The organism is Streptomyces synnematoformans (genome assembly GCF_039531005.1).
In the GTDB taxonomy this organism is placed as follows: domain Bacteria; phylum Actinomycetota; class Actinomycetes; order Streptomycetales; family Streptomycetaceae; genus Streptomyces; species Streptomyces synnematoformans.
The window spans coordinates 1-19,204 of record NZ_BAAAPF010000123.1; the positions used below are offsets into that span (position 1 = coordinate 1).

General features: G+C 74.8%; 18 protein-coding genes and 1 pseudogene. 12 read left to right on the forward strand and 7 right to left on the reverse strand.

The genetic code is table 11. The annotated features are described in order from the left end of the window. Nucleotides 1–359: pseudogene (locus ABD317_RS18860) on the forward strand (hypothetical protein); the annotation flags it as partial. 28 nt (nt 360–387) lie between these two features. Here the strand turns inward: ABD317_RS18860 and ABD317_RS18865 are convergent. From ABD317_RS18865 to ABD317_RS18875, 3 genes are all read right to left on the reverse strand, one after another. Next, entirely contained in the window at nt 388–1,122 is a 735-nt protein-coding gene (locus tag ABD317_RS18865; protein WP_344291130.1) for a phosphatase PAP2 family protein, read from the reverse strand. 333 nt (nt 1,123–1,455) lie between these two features. After that, entirely contained in the window at nt 1,456–2,307 is an 852-nt protein-coding gene (locus tag ABD317_RS18870; RefSeq protein ID WP_344291114.1) for a hypothetical protein, read from the reverse strand. Between the two features lie 55 nt (nt 2,308–2,362). After that, entirely contained in the window at nt 2,363–2,776 is a 414-nt protein-coding gene (locus ABD317_RS18875) for an HIT domain-containing protein (protein WP_027753835.1), read from the reverse strand. Between the two features lie 239 nt (nt 2,777–3,015). Here ABD317_RS18875 and ABD317_RS18880 point away from each other — a divergent pair, with 239 nt between their 5' ends. From ABD317_RS18880 to ABD317_RS18890, 3 genes are all read left to right on the forward strand, one after another. Beyond that, complete coding sequence (locus tag ABD317_RS18880; protein ID WP_344291115.1) at nt 3,016–5,079, forward strand: hypothetical protein; 2,064 nt, start codon at nt 3,016–3,018, stop codon at nt 5,077–5,079. A gap of 42 nt (nt 5,080–5,121) precedes the next feature. After that, nucleotides 5,122–5,826: an NADPH-dependent F420 reductase gene (npdG, locus tag ABD317_RS18885; RefSeq protein WP_344291116.1), complete on the forward strand. Its 705-nt coding sequence runs from the start codon at nt 5,122–5,124 to the stop codon at nt 5,824–5,826. A 161-nt stretch (nt 5,827–5,987) separates the two neighbouring features. Then, entirely contained in the window at nt 5,988–6,221 is a 234-nt protein-coding gene (locus ABD317_RS18890) for a hypothetical protein (RefSeq protein WP_344291117.1), read from the forward strand. 42 nt (nt 6,222–6,263) lie between these two features. Here ABD317_RS18890 and ABD317_RS18895 read toward each other — a convergent pair whose 3' ends face one another. Both ABD317_RS18895 and panB read right to left on the reverse strand, forming a co-directional pair. Continuing rightward, the gene (locus ABD317_RS18895; RefSeq protein ID WP_344291118.1) at nt 6,264–6,587 is read right to left on the reverse strand and encodes a hypothetical protein; all 324 of its coding nucleotides are present in this window, start codon (nt 6,585–6,587) and stop codon (nt 6,264–6,266) included. 176 nt (nt 6,588–6,763) lie between these two features. Then, nucleotides 6,764–7,648, reverse strand: coding sequence for a 3-methyl-2-oxobutanoate hydroxymethyltransferase (gene panB / locus ABD317_RS18900; RefSeq protein WP_344291119.1), 885 nt, complete (start codon nt 7,646–7,648; stop codon nt 6,764–6,766). Nucleotides 7,649–7,876: 228 nt separating this feature from the next. On the opposite strand from panB, the gene ABD317_RS18905 reads away from it, so the two are divergent. Together ABD317_RS18905 and ABD317_RS18910 are read left to right on the forward strand one after the other, a co-directional pair. Continuing rightward, complete coding sequence (locus tag ABD317_RS18905) at nt 7,877–9,442, forward strand: MFS transporter (protein ID WP_344291120.1); 1,566 nt, start codon at nt 7,877–7,879, stop codon at nt 9,440–9,442. A gap of 180 nt (nt 9,443–9,622) precedes the next feature. After that, a complete protein-coding gene (locus ABD317_RS18910) occupies nt 9,623–10,663 on the forward strand; it encodes an endonuclease/exonuclease/phosphatase family protein (protein ID WP_344291121.1) in 1,041 nt (346 codons plus the stop codon). An 18-nt stretch (nt 10,664–10,681) separates the two neighbouring features. Here the strand turns inward: ABD317_RS18910 and ABD317_RS18915 are convergent, their stop codons facing one another. Then, a complete protein-coding gene (locus tag ABD317_RS18915) occupies nt 10,682–12,442 on the reverse strand; it encodes an NAD+ synthase (protein ID WP_344291122.1) in 1,761 nt (586 codons plus the stop codon). A 184-nt stretch (nt 12,443–12,626) separates the two neighbouring features. Between ABD317_RS18915 and ABD317_RS18920 the strand changes: the two genes are divergently transcribed. From ABD317_RS18920 to ABD317_RS18930, 3 genes are all read left to right on the forward strand, one after another. Continuing rightward, complete coding sequence (locus ABD317_RS18920) at nt 12,627–13,784, forward strand: alkaline phosphatase PhoX (RefSeq protein ID WP_344291123.1); 1,158 nt, start codon at nt 12,627–12,629, stop codon at nt 13,782–13,784. Between the two features lie 107 nt (nt 13,785–13,891). Further along, nucleotides 13,892–14,500, forward strand: a complete 609-nt coding sequence (locus tag ABD317_RS18925) for a hypothetical protein (RefSeq protein WP_344291124.1) — start codon at nt 13,892–13,894, stop codon at nt 14,498–14,500. Nucleotides 14,501–14,558: 58 nt separating this feature from the next. Continuing rightward, entirely contained in the window at nt 14,559–15,908 is a 1,350-nt protein-coding gene (locus tag ABD317_RS18930; protein ID WP_344291125.1) for an MFS transporter, read from the forward strand. Between the two features lie 61 nt (nt 15,909–15,969). On the opposite strand, the gene ABD317_RS18935 is transcribed toward ABD317_RS18930, so the two are convergent. After that, nucleotides 15,970–16,203 (reverse strand): hypothetical protein, encoded by a 234-nt coding sequence (locus ABD317_RS18935; protein WP_344291126.1) that lies wholly within the window; start codon nt 16,201–16,203, stop codon nt 15,970–15,972. 88 nt (nt 16,204–16,291) lie between these two features. Between ABD317_RS18935 and map the strand changes: the two genes are divergently transcribed. The 3 genes from map to ABD317_RS18950 all read left to right on the forward strand — a co-directional run bounded on the left by map (nt 16,292) and on the right by ABD317_RS18950 (nt 18,948). Continuing rightward, on the forward strand, nt 16,292–17,152 hold the full coding sequence (gene map / locus ABD317_RS18940) for a type I methionyl aminopeptidase (protein ID WP_344291127.1): 861 nt from the start codon (nt 16,292–16,294) through the stop codon (nt 17,150–17,152). Nucleotides 17,153–17,262: 110 nt separating this feature from the next. Then, nucleotides 17,263–17,922: a biliverdin-producing heme oxygenase gene (locus ABD317_RS18945; RefSeq protein ID WP_344291128.1), complete on the forward strand. Its 660-nt coding sequence runs from the start codon at nt 17,263–17,265 to the stop codon at nt 17,920–17,922. Between the two features lie 45 nt (nt 17,923–17,967). After that, on the forward strand, nt 17,968–18,948 hold the full coding sequence (locus tag ABD317_RS18950; protein ID WP_344291129.1) for an aldo/keto reductase: 981 nt from the start codon (nt 17,968–17,970) through the stop codon (nt 18,946–18,948). The last annotated feature ends 256 nt before the right edge of the window (nt 18,949–19,204 follow it).

The window sequence follows — 19,204 nt, forward strand, 5'->3', positions numbered from 1 at the left end:
CCGAGGACGGCGGCCTGGAGGACGGCGGCCGGGAGGACGGCGGCCGGGAGGACGGCGGCCGGGACCTGCCCGCCGCCGGGGCGGACGACGACCCGCGGGCCGCCGCGCGGCGCACCGACGCCAAGGGCGACGGCCCCGCGGCCGCCACCACCACCGTCTGCTTCCAGGGCGGCGCCCGCGGCCGGTGGCTCACCTGCACCAGCGCCGGCGACGACTGGCCCCCGGAGTCCTGGGTCTCGGCGAACAAGGTCTACGCGGTCGGCAGCGCCGCCGCGGCGCTCGTCGTCGGCACGGCGGGGATCGTGGTGCTGCGCCGCCGCCGGGCCCGGGACGCGGACGACGACGACCGGACGCGGTGAGGCGCACCGGGGCGGGCGGGGTCTCCCCCTACGGGGACGCCAGCTTCTGCGGCAGCCGGTACGCGCTCGTCCCGTACCAGGCGTAGGAGACGGCGAAGCCGAAGGCGAGGCAGACGACGCCGCCGACCGCGTCCATCCAGAAGTGGTTCGCCGTCGCCATGATGACGATCAGCGTCAGGACCGGGTAGAGCCCGCCCAGCACCTTCACCCACAGCGGCTTCGCCAGCACGGCGATGGTGATGCCCGCCCACACGGACCAGCCCACGTGCATCGACGGCATCGCCGCGTACTGGTTCGAGACGTTGGCGAGGTTGCCCGACGACATCGAGCCCAGGGTCTCGTGCACCCGCACGGTGTCGACGAAGTCCATGCCCTCCATCAGCCGCGGCGGCGCCAGCGGGAAGCTGTAGTAGCCGACGAGGGCGAAGCAGGTGGTGACGGCGAGCGCGAGGCGTACGGCGGCGTAGCGGCCGGGCTGGCGGCGGTAGAGCCAGACGAGCACGCCGAGGGTGACGACGTAGTGGAGCGTGCCGTAGTAGTAGTTCATCGACACGACGAGCCAGGTGACACCCTCGACGGCGTGGTTCAGCGAGCGTTCGAAGGCCAGCCCCAGGCTCTCCTGGAAGCTCCAGATGCGGTCCGCGTTCTTGAGCGCCTGCGACTCCTGCTCGGGCACGGCGTTGCGGATGATGGAGTACGTCCAGTAGACGAGCGCCACGAGCATGATCTCGAACCACAGCCGCGGCGGCCGGGGCGAGCGCATCCGGTCGAGCAGGGCGCGCAGGCTCTGCCGGGCCGGCGCGGAGGTCCTGCGTCTGCCGTCGGCGTCCGTCTCGGCGGGGGAGACGGGTGTCCGCCGGTCCTGGAGAGTCCTCGCAATCTCCGCTGGCCGGGGAGCAAGGTCCCGGGAATACGACGCGCCCATGAAGAGACAGTTTGCCAGACGGCGGGGTGCCGGCAGATCATCCCCCGGTGCCGCAGGGAGCCGGTATCTCCACCCCGGGCGGTAGGGGGCGCCGCCCCGGCGGGTCCCGCACCGGTGGGGAGGAGCGGCGCGGGACCCGGCTCGCGGGGGCGGTACGTGCGGGAGCGGCGGTCAGCCGACGGGCCGCAGCCAGCCGCTGAGCCGCACGGTGTCCTCGCCGTATGCGCGGTCCAGTTCGCGCTTCAGCTCGGGGGTGGCGGCGACGACGTCGAGGGTGACGGCGTTGGCCACCGGGTCGACCGAGGAGCTGAGCATGTCCTCGACCTGCTTGTCGACCTGCCGCTGGACGCGCTTCAGCTCCTCCTCGGTGTGCTCGGCGCCGAGGACGCACAGCGGGCCGTCCCACAGGGTGCGCAGCTCGCGCTCGGCGGCGTCCGGGCCGCCGCCGTCACCCGCGTCGGCGAACCGGAGGACGACGACGTCGCCGTCGAGCCAGGAGCCGGCGTAGCCGGGCAGCTTCCGGGCCTTGTCCAGCACCCGCTGCCGGTCGCCGCCGTCCGCCGCGCCGCCGTCCTTCCCGCCGCCCTTCAGGTCCTCGCAGGACGCGGGGAGGCCGGCGTCGGCGTCCGGCCCGCCCGGCTCGGGGGACCCCCGGGCGGGCCGCGGCTTCTCGGTCGGGGTGAAGCGCCGGCCGTCCCAGGTGCCGACGAGGTCCAGGAGGTCGGTGTACGTGGTGCCGCGGTGGCGGTGTGCGCGTACGTCGTCCCAGTCCCAGCCGACGACGTCGGGACCGCCGCAGGTCGGCGGCATCGACTCCGCCATCGCGTGGCAGAGCTGAGGGCCGTGCTCGCCGTTCTCCAGGACGGCGGCGCGGACCCGGTACAGCGGAGGGGCCGTGTCGGCGCGGTCCCCGGCGCCGGGCGGCCCGGAGGCGTTCTCCGAGCCGCAGCCCGCGGCGAGCACCGCGGTGGCGAGGGCCGCGGCGGCCGCCGCGGAGGTGCGTGGTGGGCTCGTTCGCTTCATGCCTCTCGGACGGGGCCGCCCCGCGGCGGGTTCCCCCCGAGGCCGCCCGCGCGGCTCAGCCGTCGAGCGCCGAGCGGATCAGCCGTGCCGTCGCGGCGGCGTGCTCCTCGTCCCGGTAGGTCGTCCGGGGCCAGAAGAAGCCCCGCAGGCCGTCCTTGCGGTTGCGCGGCACGATGTGCACGTGCAGGTGCGGCACGGACTGGCTGACCCGGTTGTTCATCGCGACGAACGACCCGGCGGCGCCCGTGCCCTTCTCCACCGCGGCGGTCAGCCGCCGGACCCGTACGAAGAACGGGCCCACGTCCGGCTCCGGCAGGTCGGCCAGGGTCTCCACGTGGCGGCGGGGGATCAGCAGGACATGGCCGGGGAAGAGCGGCCGGGTGTCGAGGAAGGCCACGGCCACCTCGTCCTCGTACACCCGGTGGGCCGGGAGTTCGCCGGCGGCGATGTCGCAGAAGAGGCATGTCACTCCCCCAGTCAACACCGGACCGGTGACCTCGCAGGGCGCACGGCGGGCAGATGCACCGCACGCGGCCGCAGTGCGGACAGACGGGCACAAGCGCGTTCATGGCGCCCAATCTCCTCCGTGAAGTTGAGGATTGGGTGAGAGCGCGATACGGAATCGGTGAAGCCCGGGCCATTGACAGTGGCCGCGGCTCTGACTAATTACCTCGGTTGACTGTCCGGTAACCACTCGTGGAGGCCCCGGTGCGCGCTCGGCTCACGGTCCTGACCGCCGTCGCGGCGCTCTCGCTCGGCCTCCTCGCCCCCACCGCGGTCGCCGAGAGGGCCGCACCGGCCCCGGCGGCAGGCACGGGAGCGGACGCGCCGGCGGGGGCGGCGGGCGGCGCCGGCCGCACCGGCTGCGACCCCATCGGCCCCGCGGAGTGCCTGCTGCCGTTCCCCAACGACTGGTACACCGAGCGCGACCGCAGGACGGACACCGGCCGCCGGGTCGCCTTCGAGCCGGACGCCATGCCCGCCAACACCGCGGGCACCCGCATCGACCCCGCCGAGTGGAACCGCGGCGACGGCTTCTCGCCCGGCTCGATGATCCTCGCCCACGTACCCGGTATCGACCTCGCCGAGACCGGCGCCGCCCCGCTCACCGACATCGGCGCCTCCCTCGACCGCGACGCGCCGATCGTGCTCCTCGACGCCGACACCGGCCGCCGCCACCCGTACTGGGCGGAGCTGGACGCGAACGCCACGGACCCCGCCCGCCGGGCCCTGATCGTCCGCCCCGCCCGCAACCTCGAAGAGGGCCACCGCTACGTCGTCGCGCTGCGCGGCCTGAAGGACGCCGACGGCCGCGCCATCCCCGCCCCCGCCGCCTTCCGCCGCGTCAACGGCCCCGCGCTGCGCAAGGGCGACCCGCTGCACGAGCGCCGGCGCGAGCACCGCCAGGTGCGGCGCGACCTGGCCCGCGCCGGCATCCCGGCCAGGGGGCTCCACCTCGCCTGGGACTTCACCGTCGCCAGCGAGCGCAGCCTGAGCGAGCGGATGCTGCACCTCCGCGACGACTCCTTCGCCGCCCTCGGCAGCGGCGTGCCCGAGCACCTCGTGTACGAGGTGACGGACCACCCCGCCGGCGCCCCCGTCGCCCGCACGGTCCGCGGCGTCTACAACGTCCCCAGCTACCTCGACGCCCCGGGCGGCCCGCCGGGCTCCGGCTTCCACCGCACCGGCGCCGGCAAGGACGCGCTGCCCGCCCGGCTGCCCGGCAACCAGCAGGTGGTGCCGTTCCAGTGCGAGATACCGCGCGCCGCCCTCGGCGGCCCCGGCGGGCGCGGCGAGGCGGCCCGGCCCGTGCTCTACGGCCACGGGCTCCTCGGCAACGAGACGCAGGTCGGCTCCCGCACGCAGCGCGAGCTGGCGGCCCGCGGCAACTTCGTCATGTGCGCCACGAAGTGGCAGGGCATGTCGGACGAGGACATCCCCTTCGTGGCGAGCACGCTGCAGGACCTCGGCCGCTTCCCCGCGGTCGCCGACCGGCTGCAGCAGGGCGTGCTCAACACCCTCTGGCTCGGCCGCCTCATGCGGCACGCGGACGGGCTCGCCGCGCACGGCGCCTTCCGCGGCGCCGGCGGCGCCCCGGCCGTCGACGTCCGCGCGCGGCTCGGCTACGTCGGCCACAGCCAGGGCGGGATCATGGGCGGCATGTACACCGCCGTGGCGCAGGACAGCACCCGCTCCGTGCTCGGCGTACCGGCGATGAACTACAGCACGCTGCTCAACCGCAGCGTCGACTTCGCGCCGTTCCAGCAGATCCTGGACCGCGCCTACCCCGACAGGCTGCGGCAGCAGCTCGGCTTCGCGCTCATGCAGATGCTCTGGGACCGGGGCGAGGCGAACGGCTACGCCCACCACATGACGGCCGACCCGCTGCCGCGCACGCCGCGCCACCGGGTGCTGATGCACGTCGCGTACGGCGACCACCAGGTCTCCCCCACCGCCGCCGAGGTGCAGGCGCGCACGGTCGGCGCCCGGATCCACACCCCCGCGGTGGCCGAAGGACGCAACCCCGACGTGGAGCCGTACTGGGGGATACGGCAGCTGCGCTACCCGTACGCCGGTTCCGGGATGGTCGTCTGGGACAGCGGCAGCCCGTACCAGCCGCTGACGAACACGCCGCCCACGGAGGGCCGGGACCCGCACGGCGACCCGCGCGACTCGCCCGCGGCGCAGCGGCAGATGGCGGAGTTCCTGAACTCGGGCAGGATCGTGGACGTCTGCGGCCGCACGCCGTGCACGGCGGAGCCGGCGGGGTGAGCCGCGGCGGGTGAGCGGGGACGGCCACCGTACGATCGGCCCATGACTTCGAGTGCGCAGAACACCCCGCCCGCCCGCAGGGACCTCTGGGAGCTGCCCGACGTCTCGGGCCTCGTCGTCGGCGTGCTGGGCGGCACCGGCGACCAGGGCCGGGGGCTGGCCTACCGGCTGGCGCGGGCCGGGCAGCGGGTCGTCGTCGGGTCCCGGAAGGCGGAGCGGGCGGAGGCGGCGGCGGCCGAGCTGGGGAACGGCGTCGAGGGCGCCGACAACGCGGAGTGCGCGCGGCGCAGCGACGTGGTGATCGTCGCGGTGCCGTGGGACGGGCACGAGGCGACGGTGGCCGCGCTGCGCGCGGAGCTGGCGGGCAAGCTCGTCGTGGACTGCGTGAACCCGCTGGGCTTCGACAAGAAGGGCGCGTACCCGATCCGCCCCGCCGAGGGCAGCGCGGCCGAGCAGGCCGCGGCGCTGCTGCCGGAGTCGCGGGTCGCGGCGGCGTTCCACCACCTGTCTGCGGTGCTGCTGCAGGACCCGGAGGTGGAGCGGATCGAGACGGATGTGATGGTGCTCGGCGAGTCCCGGGAGGACACGGACGTCGTGCAGGCGCTGGCCGGGCTGATCCCGGGCATGCGGGGCGTGTACGCGGGCCGGCTGCGCAACGCGCACCAGGTCGAGGCGATGGTGGCGAACCTGATCTCGGTGAACCGGCGCTACCGGGCGCACGCCGGGGTGCGGCTGACGGACGTCTGACCCACGGCCGACGGCCCGGTACCGGCCCGGCCGGCGCGGTGCCGGCGCGTGGTCGGCGTGTGGCCGGCGTGTGGCCGGTGCGGGACGGGGCCGGTGCGGCGCGTGGCCGGCGGCGGGGCACAATGGATCCGCCCGCCGTACCCCCCGAGGAGCCCGCCCCGATGCCGTCCGAGCCCCGCCAGCGCACGCCCCTGATCGCCGGGCGGAACCAGCTCGCCGTCTTCACCGCCGTCGTGTGCGTGCTGTCGGTCGCCGCGGCGGTGGTGTCGTTCGCCAAGGGCTACTGGGTCGGGGTGATCTGGGTGCTGCTGGCCGGGCTCTCGTCGAACATGACGTGGTTCTACGTGCGCCGCTCGCGGGCGGCGCGCGACCGGGAGCAGCGCCCGGCGGAGTAGCGGCACGGGCCCCCAGCCGCCGTGGCCCAGCCGCCGCGGCGGTCAGGCCGCGCGGCGGCGGCCCCAGCCGAAGAAGTACACGGCCGCGCCGAGCGACACGGCGAAGACGCCGCTCGCGGTCACGGCCGGCCAGACGTCGTCGCCGCGCACGGCGGGGGCGCCCGGGGATCCCATGGCGGGGGCGCGGCCGGGGTTCTTGCCGTCGCCGGCCGGGGGCGGCGCGTCCTCCTGTACGGGGACGGCGGCGCCGGCCCGCGCCGCGGCGGGCGGCTGCAGGGCCTCGGCGGGGGCGGCGACGGCGGCCCAGAGCAGCGGCGCGGCAAGGCCGGTGAGCAGCAGGCTGCGGCCGGGGTGTCCGGGGGACATGGGCGGGGTTCCTCTCCACGGGGCCGACGGGCGGTCGACGGGGTGTCGTTCCGTCAGCGTCCGCGCGGCCCGCGCCGCCGCCGCGTCGGCACGACGGCGGGCACCCGCATGCAGTTAATAAGATCACCGCATCGGCGCATCGTCCGTGCGCCCCGGGTGCCCGCCGTCGGCGCCGCTCAGTGGAAGGTGTGCTCCGCGGCCGGGAAGGCGGCCCCGCCGACGTCCTCCGCGAAGGCCTTCGCGGCGTCACCGAGGGTCTGCCGCAGCTGCGCGTACTGCTTGACGAAGCGCGGCAGCTTCCCGCCGGTGAGCCCTGCCATGTCGGTCCAGACGAGCACCTGCGCGTCGGTGTCGGGGCCGGCGCCGATGCCGATGACCGGGACCTGCAGCGAGCGGGTCACCTCGGCGGCCAGCTCCGCCGGCACCAGCTCCAGCACCACCGCGAACGCCCCCGCCTCCTGGGCGGCCTTGGCGTCGCGCACCAGCCGGTGGGCGTCCTCGTCGGAGCGGCCCTGGACGCGGTAGCCCATGGCGTTGACGGACTGCGGGGTGAGGCCGAGGTGCGCCATCACGGGGATGCCGGACTCCACCAGCAGCTCGGTCTGGGCCAGCGACCGCTCGCCGCCCTCCAGCTTCACCGCGCCCACGCCGGCGTCCTTGACCAGCCGCGTCGCCGAGCGCAGCGCCTGGACGGGGCCTTCCTGGTACGAGCCGAAGGGCAGGTCGCCGACGACCAGGGCCCGCCGGGTGCCGCGGACCACGGCCGCGGAGAGGATGGTCATCTCGTCCAGCGTGACCGGCACGGTGGTGTCGTAGCCGAGGTGGACGTTGCCCATGGAGTCGCCGACCAGCAGGACGGGGATGCCGGCCTCGTCGAAGATGCCGGCGGTGGTCGAGTCGTACGCGGTCAGCATGGGCCACTTCTCACCGCGCTGCTTGGCCGTGGCGAGGTCCCGGACGGTCACCCGGCGGCCGCGGCCGCCCCCGTCCCCGCCGTACAGCGCCGGGGCGGCGCCGGCGCCGCCGGAGGTGGTGATGCGGGCAGGCGAAACGTGCGTCATCGCAAACGCTCCTTCGTCATCTCGAGGCGCCCTGACGGCGTCCCCGGACCACTTCCATGCTGGCACGCCCGCGGAGCGAAGGACACCCCGTCCCGGGCACATGTGCGGAAGGTCGCATGCGCGCCCGCCGCACGCCCCTGACCTGCGGTGCGCCCCTTGACCGCGCCTTTGCCCGAGCTTTGTCGGCCGAAACGGCCGGGTCCCGGAATCGGCGCTAGCGTGGATTTCATGGACACCCCGCACCAGGTCTCCCCGGCCGTCCACCGCCGCCGCTGGCTCATCCTCGGGGTGCTCGTCTTCAGCCTGATCGTCGTCGTCCTCGACAACTCCATCCTCAACGTCGCGATGAAGACGATCGCCACCCCCGCGCCCACCGGCCTCGGCGCCAGCCAGAGCGAGCTGGAGTGGGCGATCGACGCGTACACGCTGGCCTTCGCGGGCCTGCTGTTCACCGCGGGCGTCCTCGGCGACCGGGTGGGGCGCAAGCGGGTGCTGCTGGGGGGCATGGTCGTCTTCGGCGTGGGCTCTGTGCTCGCCGCGTTCTCCGGCAGCCCGGGCGAGCTGATCGCCTTCCGCGCGCTGATGGGCCTGGGCGGCGCGTTCGTCATGCCCGCCACGCTGGCGATCATCGTGAACGTCTTCGAGCGCGACGAGCAGCCCCGGGCCATCGGCATCTGGGCCGGCTCCGTGGGCCTGGCCATCGCCATCGGGCCGATCACCGGCGGGCTGCTGCTGGAGCACTTCTGGTGGGGCTCGGTCTTCCTCGTCAACGTGCCGATCATCAGCGTCGCGCTGATCGGCATGGTGCTGCTGGTCCCCGACTCCCGGGACCCGGCCCCCGGCCGGATCGACCCCACCGGCGTGCTGCTGTCCATCGCCGGCCTGGTGCTGATCGTCTACGGCGTGGTCCGCGGCGGCCAGCTCGCCGACTTCACCGCGCCCGCGGTCTGGAGCACGATCGTCGGCGGCGCGGTCGTCCTCGGGCTCTTCGTCGCGTACGAGCGCCGCAGCCGGCACCCGGCGCTCGACATCGGCTGGTTCCGGAACCCGCGGTTCTCGGCCGCGGTCGCCGTCATCGGCCTGGTGTTCTTCGCGCTCATGGGCGTGACGTTCTTCATGGTCTTCTACATCCAGAGCGTGCGCGGCTTCTCGCCGCTGCAGTCCGGGATGCTCCTGCTGCCGCTGGCCGTCGCCCAGCTGATCTTCGCGCCGCGGTCCCGGCTGGTGGTCGACCGGTTCGGCGCCCGGGCGGTGTGCACGACGGCCATGCTGGCCATCGCCGCCGCCTTCGCCGCCTTCCTGCTGCTGGACGAGACGTCGCCGCTGTGGATCCTGGAGGCCCTGTTCTTCCTCATGGGCGCCGCGATGGCGCACGTCATGCCGCCGGCCACCGTGTCGATCATGCAGTCCCTGCCGCGCGAGAAGGCCGGCTCCGGCTCCGCGGTCAACAACACCTTCCGCCAGGTCGGCGGCGCCCTCGGGGTCGCGGTGCTGGGCTCGCTGATGTCCTCGGTCTACCGCGGCCGGCTGGAGCTGCCCGCGCGGGCGCCGCACGAGGCGGGCGAGTCCATCGAGGCCACCCGCACCTTTGCGGAGCGCGCCGGGCCCGCCGGGAAGGAGCTGATGGTGCACGCGGACAGCGCGTTCATCACGGCGATGCACGTGACCTCGCTGGCGGCGGCGGGCACGGCGCTGCTGGGCGCGGTGGTGGCCGCGGCGTTCATGCCGGCGAAGGGCCGGGGCCCGAAGGAGCCGGAGCGGGACCGGGAGCACGCGCCCGCGACGCGGAGGTAGCACGCCGCCGGCCGTCGGCGGCGTGCGCGGCGGCGTGCGTTCACCCGGCCGAAGATATGTCCCGGTTTCGCTACGGTGACCTTCCGGCCCGGCCCGTCCGCAACTCGCGGCGCCGTCCCGCTCGTCAGGTAAGTGGTAACGGGGGCAGACCGGCAGGTGCAGTGACGTGAGGAACAGCGCATGACGCACGTGGACATGGCGGAGACCGGGCGCGGCGGCACCGCGGCCACGCACGCGGCCGCCCCCGCGGAGTCACGCGCGGTGTACTGGCGCCGCCGGCTCCGCGAGGGCCTGGGCCCCGGCACCTGGCGCCGCGGCCTGGTGCTCGCCGCGCTCGCGCTGCTGGTCGGCTTCGTCATGCTGGGCCACTCGGCGATCCCGAACCGCGTCGGCAACCTGGGCAGCCTGGTCGAGACGTTCCTGCCGTGGTTCGGGCTGGCCGTGCCGGTGCTGCTGGTGTGCGCGCTGTGGCGGCGGTCGCTGACCGCGGTGTGCGCGCTGGTGCTGCCGGCGTTCGTCTGGTTCAACCTCTTCGGCGGGCTGCTCACCGACAAGTCGTCGGGCGGCGGCGACCTGACCGTCGTCAGCCACAACGTCGCCGAGGAGAACACCGACGCCGCCGGCACCGCCCGGCGGCTGGTGGAGTCCGGCGCGGACGTGCTCGCCCTGCAGGAGGTCACGCCGGACAACCGGGCGGCGTACGAGGACGGCCTGGCGGCGGCGTACCCGCACCACGAGGTGGCGGGGACCGTCGGGGTGTGGAGCAAGTACCCGCTGTCGGACACCCGGCCCGTGGACCTCCACATGGGCTGGACCCGGGCGCTGCGCACCACCGTCGCCACCGACCGCGGCCCGCTCGCGCTCTACACCGCCCACCTGCCGTCCGTACGGGTGAAGGCCGACGCCGGGTTCACGGCCAGCCGGCGCGACGCCAGCGCCGACGCGCTCGGCGAGGCCATCAAGGACGAGCCGGTCGAGCGCGTGCTGCTGCTCGGCGACCTCAACGGCACGATGAACGACCGGGCGCTGGCGAACATCACCTCGCAGATGCGCTCCGCGCAGGGCGCGGCCGGCTCCGGCTTCGGCTTCAGCTGGCCGGCCGGCTTCCCGATGGCGCGGATCGACCAGATCCTGCTGCGCGGTGTGGAACCGGTCAGCTCCGAGGTGCTGGCCGCGACGGGCAGCGACCACCGCCCCGTACGGGCCTCGGTGGACCTGTGAGGCCCGCGCCCCGCCCCGCTAGACCCGCTCCCGCCAGCGGTTGGTGATCGGCAGCCGGCGGTCCTTGCCGAAGCCCTTCGGGGAGATCTTCGTGCCCGGCGGGTACTGGCGGCGCTTGTACTCCGCCGCGTCGACCATCCGCAGCACCCGCTCCACCAGCTCCGGCTCGTACCCCCGGGCGACGATCTCCGCGCCGCCGAGGTCGCGGTCGACGTACAGCTCCAGGATCGCGTCGAGCACGTCGTACTCGGGCAGCGAGTCGGTGTCGACCTGGTCCGGGCGCAGCTCGGCGCTGGGCGGCTTGGCGATGGAGTTCGCCGGGATCGGCGGGACCTCCCCGCGCCCGGCGGCGACCTCGTTGCGCCACTTCGCCAGCCGGAAGACGGCCGACTTGTAGACGTCCTTGATCGGGCCGTACGCGCCGACCGAGTCGCCGTAGAGCGTCGAGTAGCCCACGGCCAGCTCGCTCTTGTTGCCGGGGGCCAGGACCAGCGGGCCCTCCTGGTTGGAGACGGCCATCAGCAGCGTGCCGCGCAGCCGGGACTGCAGGTTCTCCTCGGCCAGTCCGGTCAGCCCCAGGGAGGCCATGTAGGCGTCGAACATCGGGCCGATGGGGACGCTGCGCAGGTGCAGCCCGGTGCGGCGGGCGAGTTCGGCGGCGTCGTCGCGGGAGTGCTGGGAGGAGTAGCGCGAGGGCATGGAGACGCCGTACACGTGCTCCGCGCCGAGCGCGTCGCAGGCGACGGCGGCGACGAGGGAGGAGTCGATGCCGCCGGAGAGGCCGACGAGGACGGAGCCGAAGCCGTTCTTCGCCACGTACGCGCGCAGCCCGGTGACCAGCGCCGTGTACATCTCCTCCGCGTCGGAGAGCCGCCCGGCGACGGTCCCGGCGTACCGCCGCGGGTACGGCGCGACCGGCTCCGCCGACAGCGTCACGTGCTCGACGCGCAGACCATCATCGGCGAGGCCGGCGAGGCCGGCCGGCGGCTCCGCGGGGGCGGCGGGCAGGTCCAGGTCGACGAGCAGGCACTCCTCGGTGAACTGCGCGGCGCGGGCGACGACCTCGCCGCGCTCGTCGACGACGATCGAGTCGCCGTCGTAGACCAGCTCGTCCTGGCCGCCGGTCATCGCGACGTACGCCGTGGTGCAGCCGGCCTCCTGGGCGCGCTTGCGGACCAGCTCCAGGCGGGTGTCGTCCTTGTTCAGCTCGTACGGGGAGGCGTTGACGGTGACGAGCAGCCCGGCGCCGACGGTCCGCGCCGAGGGCACCCGGCCGCCCTCCTGCCACAGGTCCTCGCAGATCGCCAGCGCGATGTCGACGCCGGCGACGCGGACGACGGGCATGGTGTCGCCGGGGACGAAGTAGCGGAACTCGTCGAAGACGCCGTAGTTGGGCAGGTGGTGCTTGGCGAAGGTGAGGACCACCTCGCCGCGGTGCAGCACGGCCGCCGCGTCCTCGGGGGAGCCGGCGGGCAGCCCGTAGCGGTGGCGCTCGTCGCTGCGGTCCAGGTAGCCGACGAGGACGGGGGTGTCGCCCAGCCCCTCGGCGGCCAGCCGGCCGGCGAGCGCGTGCAGCGCGGCGCGGGACGCCTCGACGAAGGACGAGCGCAGCGCCAGGTCCTCGACGGGGTAGCCGGTGAGCACCATCTCGGGGAAGGCCACGAAGTGCGCGCCGCGGTCGGCCGCGTGCCGGGTGCGGCGGACGACGGCGTCGGCGTTGCCGGCGAGGTCGCCGACGGTGGCGTCGATCTGATTCAGCGCGAGGCGAAGTTGAGGCACGCGGCCATTTTATCGTCTCTCTGACGCAATGTGGCGCCGGGGCCGGGCCGACCGCGTCACAGAAAGTTCGCCGAGATTTGTGATCCGGCCCAGTTCACCGGTCACGGGCGGGTGGGCATCGTGGCGCGGGCACCCGTTCGCCCGTACGCAGCCCCACCGACACCCGGACCGGGAGGACCCCCACATGGAGCGCCGCTCGTTTCTCCGCGCCGTGACCGCAGGCACCGGCGCCGTCGCCGTCACCGGCGGACTCTGGCACGCCGCCGCCACCCCGGCGGCGGCGGCCGCGGCGGACAGCCCGTACGGCCCGCTGCGGGCCCCCGACGCCCACGGGCTCGCGCTGCCGGAGGGCTTCACCGGCCGCGTCGTCGCCCGCTCCACCCGCCCCGTCGGCGGCATCACCTGGCACGGCGCCCCGGACGGCGGCGCGTGCTTCGCCGACGGCGACGGCTGGATCTACGTCTCCAACTCCGAACTGCCGCTGATCGGCGGCGCCTCCGCGATCCGCTTCGGCCCGGACGGCTCGGTGACCGCGGCCCGCCGGATCCTGACCGGCACCAACCTCAACTGCGCGGGCGGGGCGACCCCGTGGCACACGTGGCTGTCCTGCGAGGAGACGTACCGCGGCAGGGTGTACGAGACGGACCCGTACGGCAACCGCTCGGCGTCCTCGTACGCCGCGATGGGCCGCTTCAAGCACGAGGCGGCGGCGTGCGACACCGACCGCCGGGTCGTCTACCTCACGGAGGACGAGGACGACGGCTGCTTCTACCGCTTCACGCCCGCCGCGTGGGGCGCGTGGGGCGCGCTGTCCGAGGGCCGCCTCGACGTGCTGTGCGACGCCGGCGGCGGGGCGGTCGCGTGGCGGGAGGTGCCGGACCCGGACGCGCCGTGGCCGTGGGAGCAGACGCGGACGCAGGTCGACGAGGCGCTGCACTTCGACGGCGGCGAGGGCTGCTACTACTCGCCGCAGGCGGGCGTCTGCTACTTCACGACGAAGGGCGACAACCGGGTGTGGGCCTACGACGCGGGCGCGCACACCCTCGCCGTGGTCTACGACGCGGACGAGCCGCTGGGCACGGTCGACAACATCACCGGCCGGGCCGGCGGAGACCTGTACGTCGCCGAGGACGGCGGCAACATGGAGATCAACATCATCACCCCGACGGGCACGGTCGCCCCGGTGGTCCGGGTCGACGGCCACCCGGAGTCGGAGATCACGGGCCCGGCGTTCTCGCCGGACGGCTCGCGGCTGTACTTCTCGTCGCAGCGCGGCGAGAGCGGCTTCGTGGCAGGCACGGACGGCGTCACGTACGAGATCCACGGCCCGTTCCGCGCGTAGCAGCCCCGTGGGGCCCGGGGCGCAGGCCCCGAGGGGGTGGGCTCGATGGGGTGAGGTTGCGGGGGTTTCGGTGCGGGGGGTGCTCTCCTCCGGCATCATCCCGCCGCATGGATGCCGTGCGCGTGGCGCTGCTGCGGGAAGTGCTGGCCGGGACCGAGTGGCCCGCCGCGGCGCGGCGGTTCGCCGGGGTGCTGCGGGGGGCCGTCGAGGCGCAGGGCGGGGGGCTGCTGCTCGTGGGTACGGAGACGTACGAGCCGTGGCACCTGGCCGCCCACCTCGACGACGAGGCGGCCTGGTCCGGGCTGCCGGCCCTCTCCCCCACCCTCGTACGCCACCGGGTGCCGCCCGCCGGCCCCGCCCATCTCGGCGTCGGGCTGGGCCGGCTGGAGGCCGCCGGGCGCGGCGAGACCCTCCTCGTCGTCGCGCCGGACGAGCCGGGCGGCGCGCTGCTGGAGCGCGTCGGCGACGCCCGCCCCGCCGGAGCCGCGGTGCTCACGCGGGCCGCCGGCTCCGCGGAGCTGCCGGGGCTCGCGCACGACCGGCTGACGGTGCCCGGCGAGAGCGGGGACATCGATCTGGAGACCGTGCAGCACCTGGTCAGCGCCGCGGCCGGCGAGAACGGCGCGCCGGCCGCCGCCTCCGCCCGCTCCGGGTTCCGGGACCGGCTGGCGCGCCTGGCCGAGCTGCTGTCGTCCCCGCCGCCGCCCCGCTGGTAGCCCGCCCGCCGGTAAATCCGTTGCGGCACCCGGCGCGCCCACCCGACGATGATCCCTCGTGACCAACCGCTCCCGCGCCTACCGCGACCTGCTCCCCGACCTCGCCCCGTGGCACGCCTCGCGCGACTTCCGGCTCATGTGGGTCGCCGGTCTGATCACCTCCTTCGGCAGCTTCCTGACGTTCGTCGCACTGCCGGTGCAGGTGAAGGAGCTGACCGGCTCGGCGCTCGCGGTCGGCGCCATCGGCACCGTGGAGCTGGTCCCGCTCATCGTCTTCGGCCTCTACGGCGGCGCGCTCGCCGACGCCGTGGACAAGCGGAAGCTGATCCTCTACAGCGAGGCCGGCCTCGGCCTGGCCTGCGCCGTGCTGCTGGTCAACAGCCTGCTGCCGGATCCGATGCTCTGGCCGCTGTACGTCGTCGCCGCGCTCACCAGCGCGCTGACCGGCATCCAGCGCCCGGCCCTCGACTCGATCGTCCCGCGCATCGTGCCGCACGAGCACCTGCCGGCCGCCGCCGCGCTCAACTCCCTGCGCTGGCAGATCGGCGGCATCGCCGGCCCGGCGCTCGCCGGGTTCATCGTGGCGTACGCCGGGCTGCCCTGGGCGTACGCGCTGGACGCCGGGACCTTCGTCGTCTCCGTCGGGCTGGCGCTGCTGCTGGCCCCCTCCCCCGCCGCGCGCGAGGCGGTGGCGCCGAGCCTGCGCGCGATCGCGGAGGGCGCGCGCTACGCCTGGAACCGCAAGGAGTTGCTGGGGACGTACGCCATCGACCTCACGGCGATGTTCTTCGCCTTCCCGCTCGCGCTCTTCCCGTTCCTCGCGGACGACCTGGACGCGCCGTGGGCGCTGGGGCTGATGTACGCGGCGCTGCCCGCCGGTTCGCTGCTGGTGAGCGTGACGAGCGGGTGGACCCGTCGGGTGCACCGGCACGGCCGGGCGGTGATGCTGTCGGCGGCCGGCTGGGGGCTGGCGATCGCGGCGGCGGGGGTGATGCCGAACGCGTGGGCGGTGCTGCTGGTGCTCACGGTGGCGGGCGGGTTCGACATGGTGAGCGGGGTGTTCCGGTCGGCGATGTGGAACCAGACCATCCCCGACGAGCTGCGCGGCCGGCTCGCGGGCATCGAGCTGCTGTCGTACTCGGTCGGCCCGGTGTCCGGGCAGTTCCGCTCCGGCGGGGTGGCGGCGCTGACGAGCGTGCGGACGTCGGTCTGGTCGGGCGGGCTGATGTGCGTGGGGGCGGTGGTGCTGCTGGCGGCGTGCCTGCCGAAGCTGATGACGTACGACGCGCGCACGAACGAGCACGCGGTACGGGAACGGGAGCGCCGCGCCGCCGCGGCGGCGGGGAGTGCGGCGGGGCCGGCCGCGGGCGGCCCGGACGCGGCACCGGCGCCGGACCCGGCGACGTGACCGCGCGGGCCGCTGCCCCGTCCCGCGGGCCCGCCCCGCGGCCCCGTACCGTGTCGGACGCTCAGCGTCCCGGGCCGCCCGCGTCCTCGCCGTCGTCGTTCCAGCGGCTGTCGTCGTCCCACTCCTCGTTCCGGGCCTCCGCGGTCTCGATCGCCCGCGCCGCCTCCTCCGGGGTGGCGTACGGCCCGAGGCGGTCGGCGGCCCGGCACTGCGGACCCTCCTCGACCCGCCCGTGCTGCAGGCAGTAGTACCACTCGCCGGGCTTACCCGCCGTCTTCTTCCTGAACAGGGCCATGTCGCTCCTCACCGGCGCCGTGCCGCGCGGTGTCCGCGCGGTCTGCCGCCGCCCATCGTGCCTGATCCACCGCGGTTAGACTCGGACCATGTCTGGCCAGTCGTCGCTGCTCGTGCCCGGAACCCTCTCCCCGCGCCGCACCGTTCCCGCCGCCATCGCCCGCCCCGAGTACGTCGGGAAGAAGGGCCCCGCACCGTACACCGGTTCGGAGGTGCAGGACGCGGAGACCGTCGAGCGGATGCGCGTCGCCGGCCGGATCGCCGCCCGGGCGATGGCCGCCGCGGCGGAGCACATCGCGCCCGGGGTGACGACGGACGAGCTGGACCGGGTGGCGCACGAGTACCTCTGCGACCACGGCGCATACCCCTCCACCCTCGGTTACCGCGGCTTTCCCAAGTCGCTGTGCTCCTCGGTCAACGAGGTGATCTGCCACGGCATCCCGGACTCCACGGTGCTGCGCGACGGCGACATCGTGAACCTGGACGTCACCGCGTTCATCGGCGGCGTGCACGGCGACAACAACGCCACGTACCTCGTGGGCGACGTCGACGAGGCCTCGCGGCTGCTGATCGAGCGCACCCGGGAGGCGCTGAACCGGGCGATCAAGGCGGTCCGCCCGGGCCGGCAGGTGAACGTGATCGGGCGGGTCATCCAGTCGTACGCCAAGCGCTTCGGCTACGGCGTCGTCCGGGACTTCACCGGCCACGGCGTCCACACCGCCTTCCACTCCGGCCTGGTCATCCCGCACGTGGACGACCCGCACGCCACCACGGTGATGCGGCCGGGGATGACGTTCACCATCGAGCCGATGCTGACGCTCGGGACGTACGAGTACGACAAGTGGGACGACGGCTGGACGGTGGTGACCAGGGACCGCAGCCGCACGGCGCAGTTCGAGCACACGCTGGTGGTGACGGAGTCGGGCGCGGAGATCCTGACCCTGCCGTGAGCGCGCCGCCCGGGTGATGCCGACACGGCGTCGGAAAACCATTGACTTAGGTAAGCCTAACCAAAGAGAATCGTCACGCCCACTGCCCCTGCGGTGCCCTGGAGGCCGCCTTGGACGCGACGCCGTTCTCCGCCCGGTTGCGTACGGAATCCCACGACCAGCACCACGAGGCCAACCACTCGTCCTTCATGAGCGACATGCTGGGCGGCGCGCTGGGCATCGGGGCCTACCGGCGCTACACCGAGCAGCTGTGGTTCGTGTACCGCGCCCTGGAGGGCGGCTGGGACGGCCTCGCCGCCGACCCGGTGGCCGGCCCCTTCGTGCGGCCCGAACTGGCCCGCGTGCCCGAGCTGGAGCGCGACCTCGACTTCCTCCACGGCGGCACCGGCTGGCGCGCCGCCGCCGCGCCGCTGGCGGCGACGGCGGCGTACGCCGCCCGTATCGAGGAGTGCGCGCGCGACTGGCCCGCCGGGTACGTGGCCCACCACTACACCCGCTACCTCGGCGACCTCTCCGGCGGCCAGGTCGTCCGCGGCACCGCGGAGAAGACCTGGGGCTTCGAGCGCAAGGGCGACGGCGTCCGCTTCTACGTCTTCGAGCGCGTGCCCAACCCGGCCGCCTACAAGCGCGGTTACCGCCGGCTGCTGGACGAGCTGCCCGTCGACGACCTGGAGAAGCAGCGGATCATCGAGGAGTGCCACCGGGCCTTCGCGTTCAACGTGGCGGTGTTCGAGGAGCTGGAGGGGGCGGCAAACCCGCTGACCGCCTGAGGGGGAGTTGCCTTCGAGTGCGGTCGAGGGCGCATCCTCGTACCCATGGAGAAGCGCACACTGGGACGTACGGGTATCGAGGTCAGCGCCCTCGGCTTCGGCTGCTGGGCGATCGGCGGCGAGTGGTGGGACGCCGACGGCAACCCGCTGGGCTGGGGCAAGGTCGACGACGAGGAGTCGGTACGGGCCGTGCACCGTGCGCTCGACGGCGGCGTCACCTTCTTCGACACCGCCGACGTCTACGGCACCGGCCACAGCGAGACCGTCCTCGGCCGCGCCCTCGCGGGCCGGCGCGACGAGGTCGTCATCGCCACCAAGTGGGGCAACACCTTCGACGCCGACCGCCGGACACTGCTCCCCCGCGACCTGACCCCCGACTACGCGCGCCGGGCGCTGACCGCCTCGCTGCGGCGCCTCGGCACCGACCGCGTCGACCTCTACCAGCTGCACATCGCCGACGCCGAACCCGAGGCCGCGACGGCGCTGCGCGACGCCTGCGAGGACTTCGTGCGCGAGGGCCTGATCCGCGCATACGCCTGGAGCACCGACGACCCCGACCGCGCCGCGGTCTTCGCCGAGGGCCCGCACTGCGCGGCGGTGCAGCACCGGCTCAACGTGCTGGAGGACGCCCCGGAGATGCTGGCCCTGTGCGCGCGGTACGGGCTGGCCAGCATCAACCGCAGCCCGCTGGCCATGGGGCTGCTCTCCGGCGCGTACGGCACCGGCGCGCGCCCCGGCGCGGGCGACATCCGCACCACGCCGCCGGCGTGGCTGGCGTACTTCGGCGCGGACGGGCAGGTGGCGCCGGGCTGGCTGCCGCGCATCGAGGCGATCCGCGACATCCTCACCTCCGGCGGCCGCACCCTGGCGCAGGGCGCGCTGGCGTGGATCTGGGCCCGCAGCCCGCACACGGTCCCGATACCCGGCTTCCGCACCGTCGCGCAGGCGGCCCAGAACGCGGGCGCGCTGGCCGCGGGCCCGCTGGCGGCGGAGCAGGTGACGGAGGTCGAGGGTCTGCTGCAGTAGCGCTGCGGAGGGACCGCGGGGCGCGATCCCGCGGCCGGGAACGAGCAGGCGCGGCCGACGGCGTGCGCCCCGGCGAGAGGGCACCGCCCAAGCCCGCCGGCGCACCGCCGACCGCCACGCGCACCCGCCCACGGTCCGGCCACCGCCCCACCCGGGGCGCCGGGCGCGCCCCCCCCGGCCCCCCGGGAGGCCAGGCGGGGCGGCCCGGCGCCGCCGGCCCCTCCGGCGGCGCCGGACCCCAGTGGCCCCCGCCCCC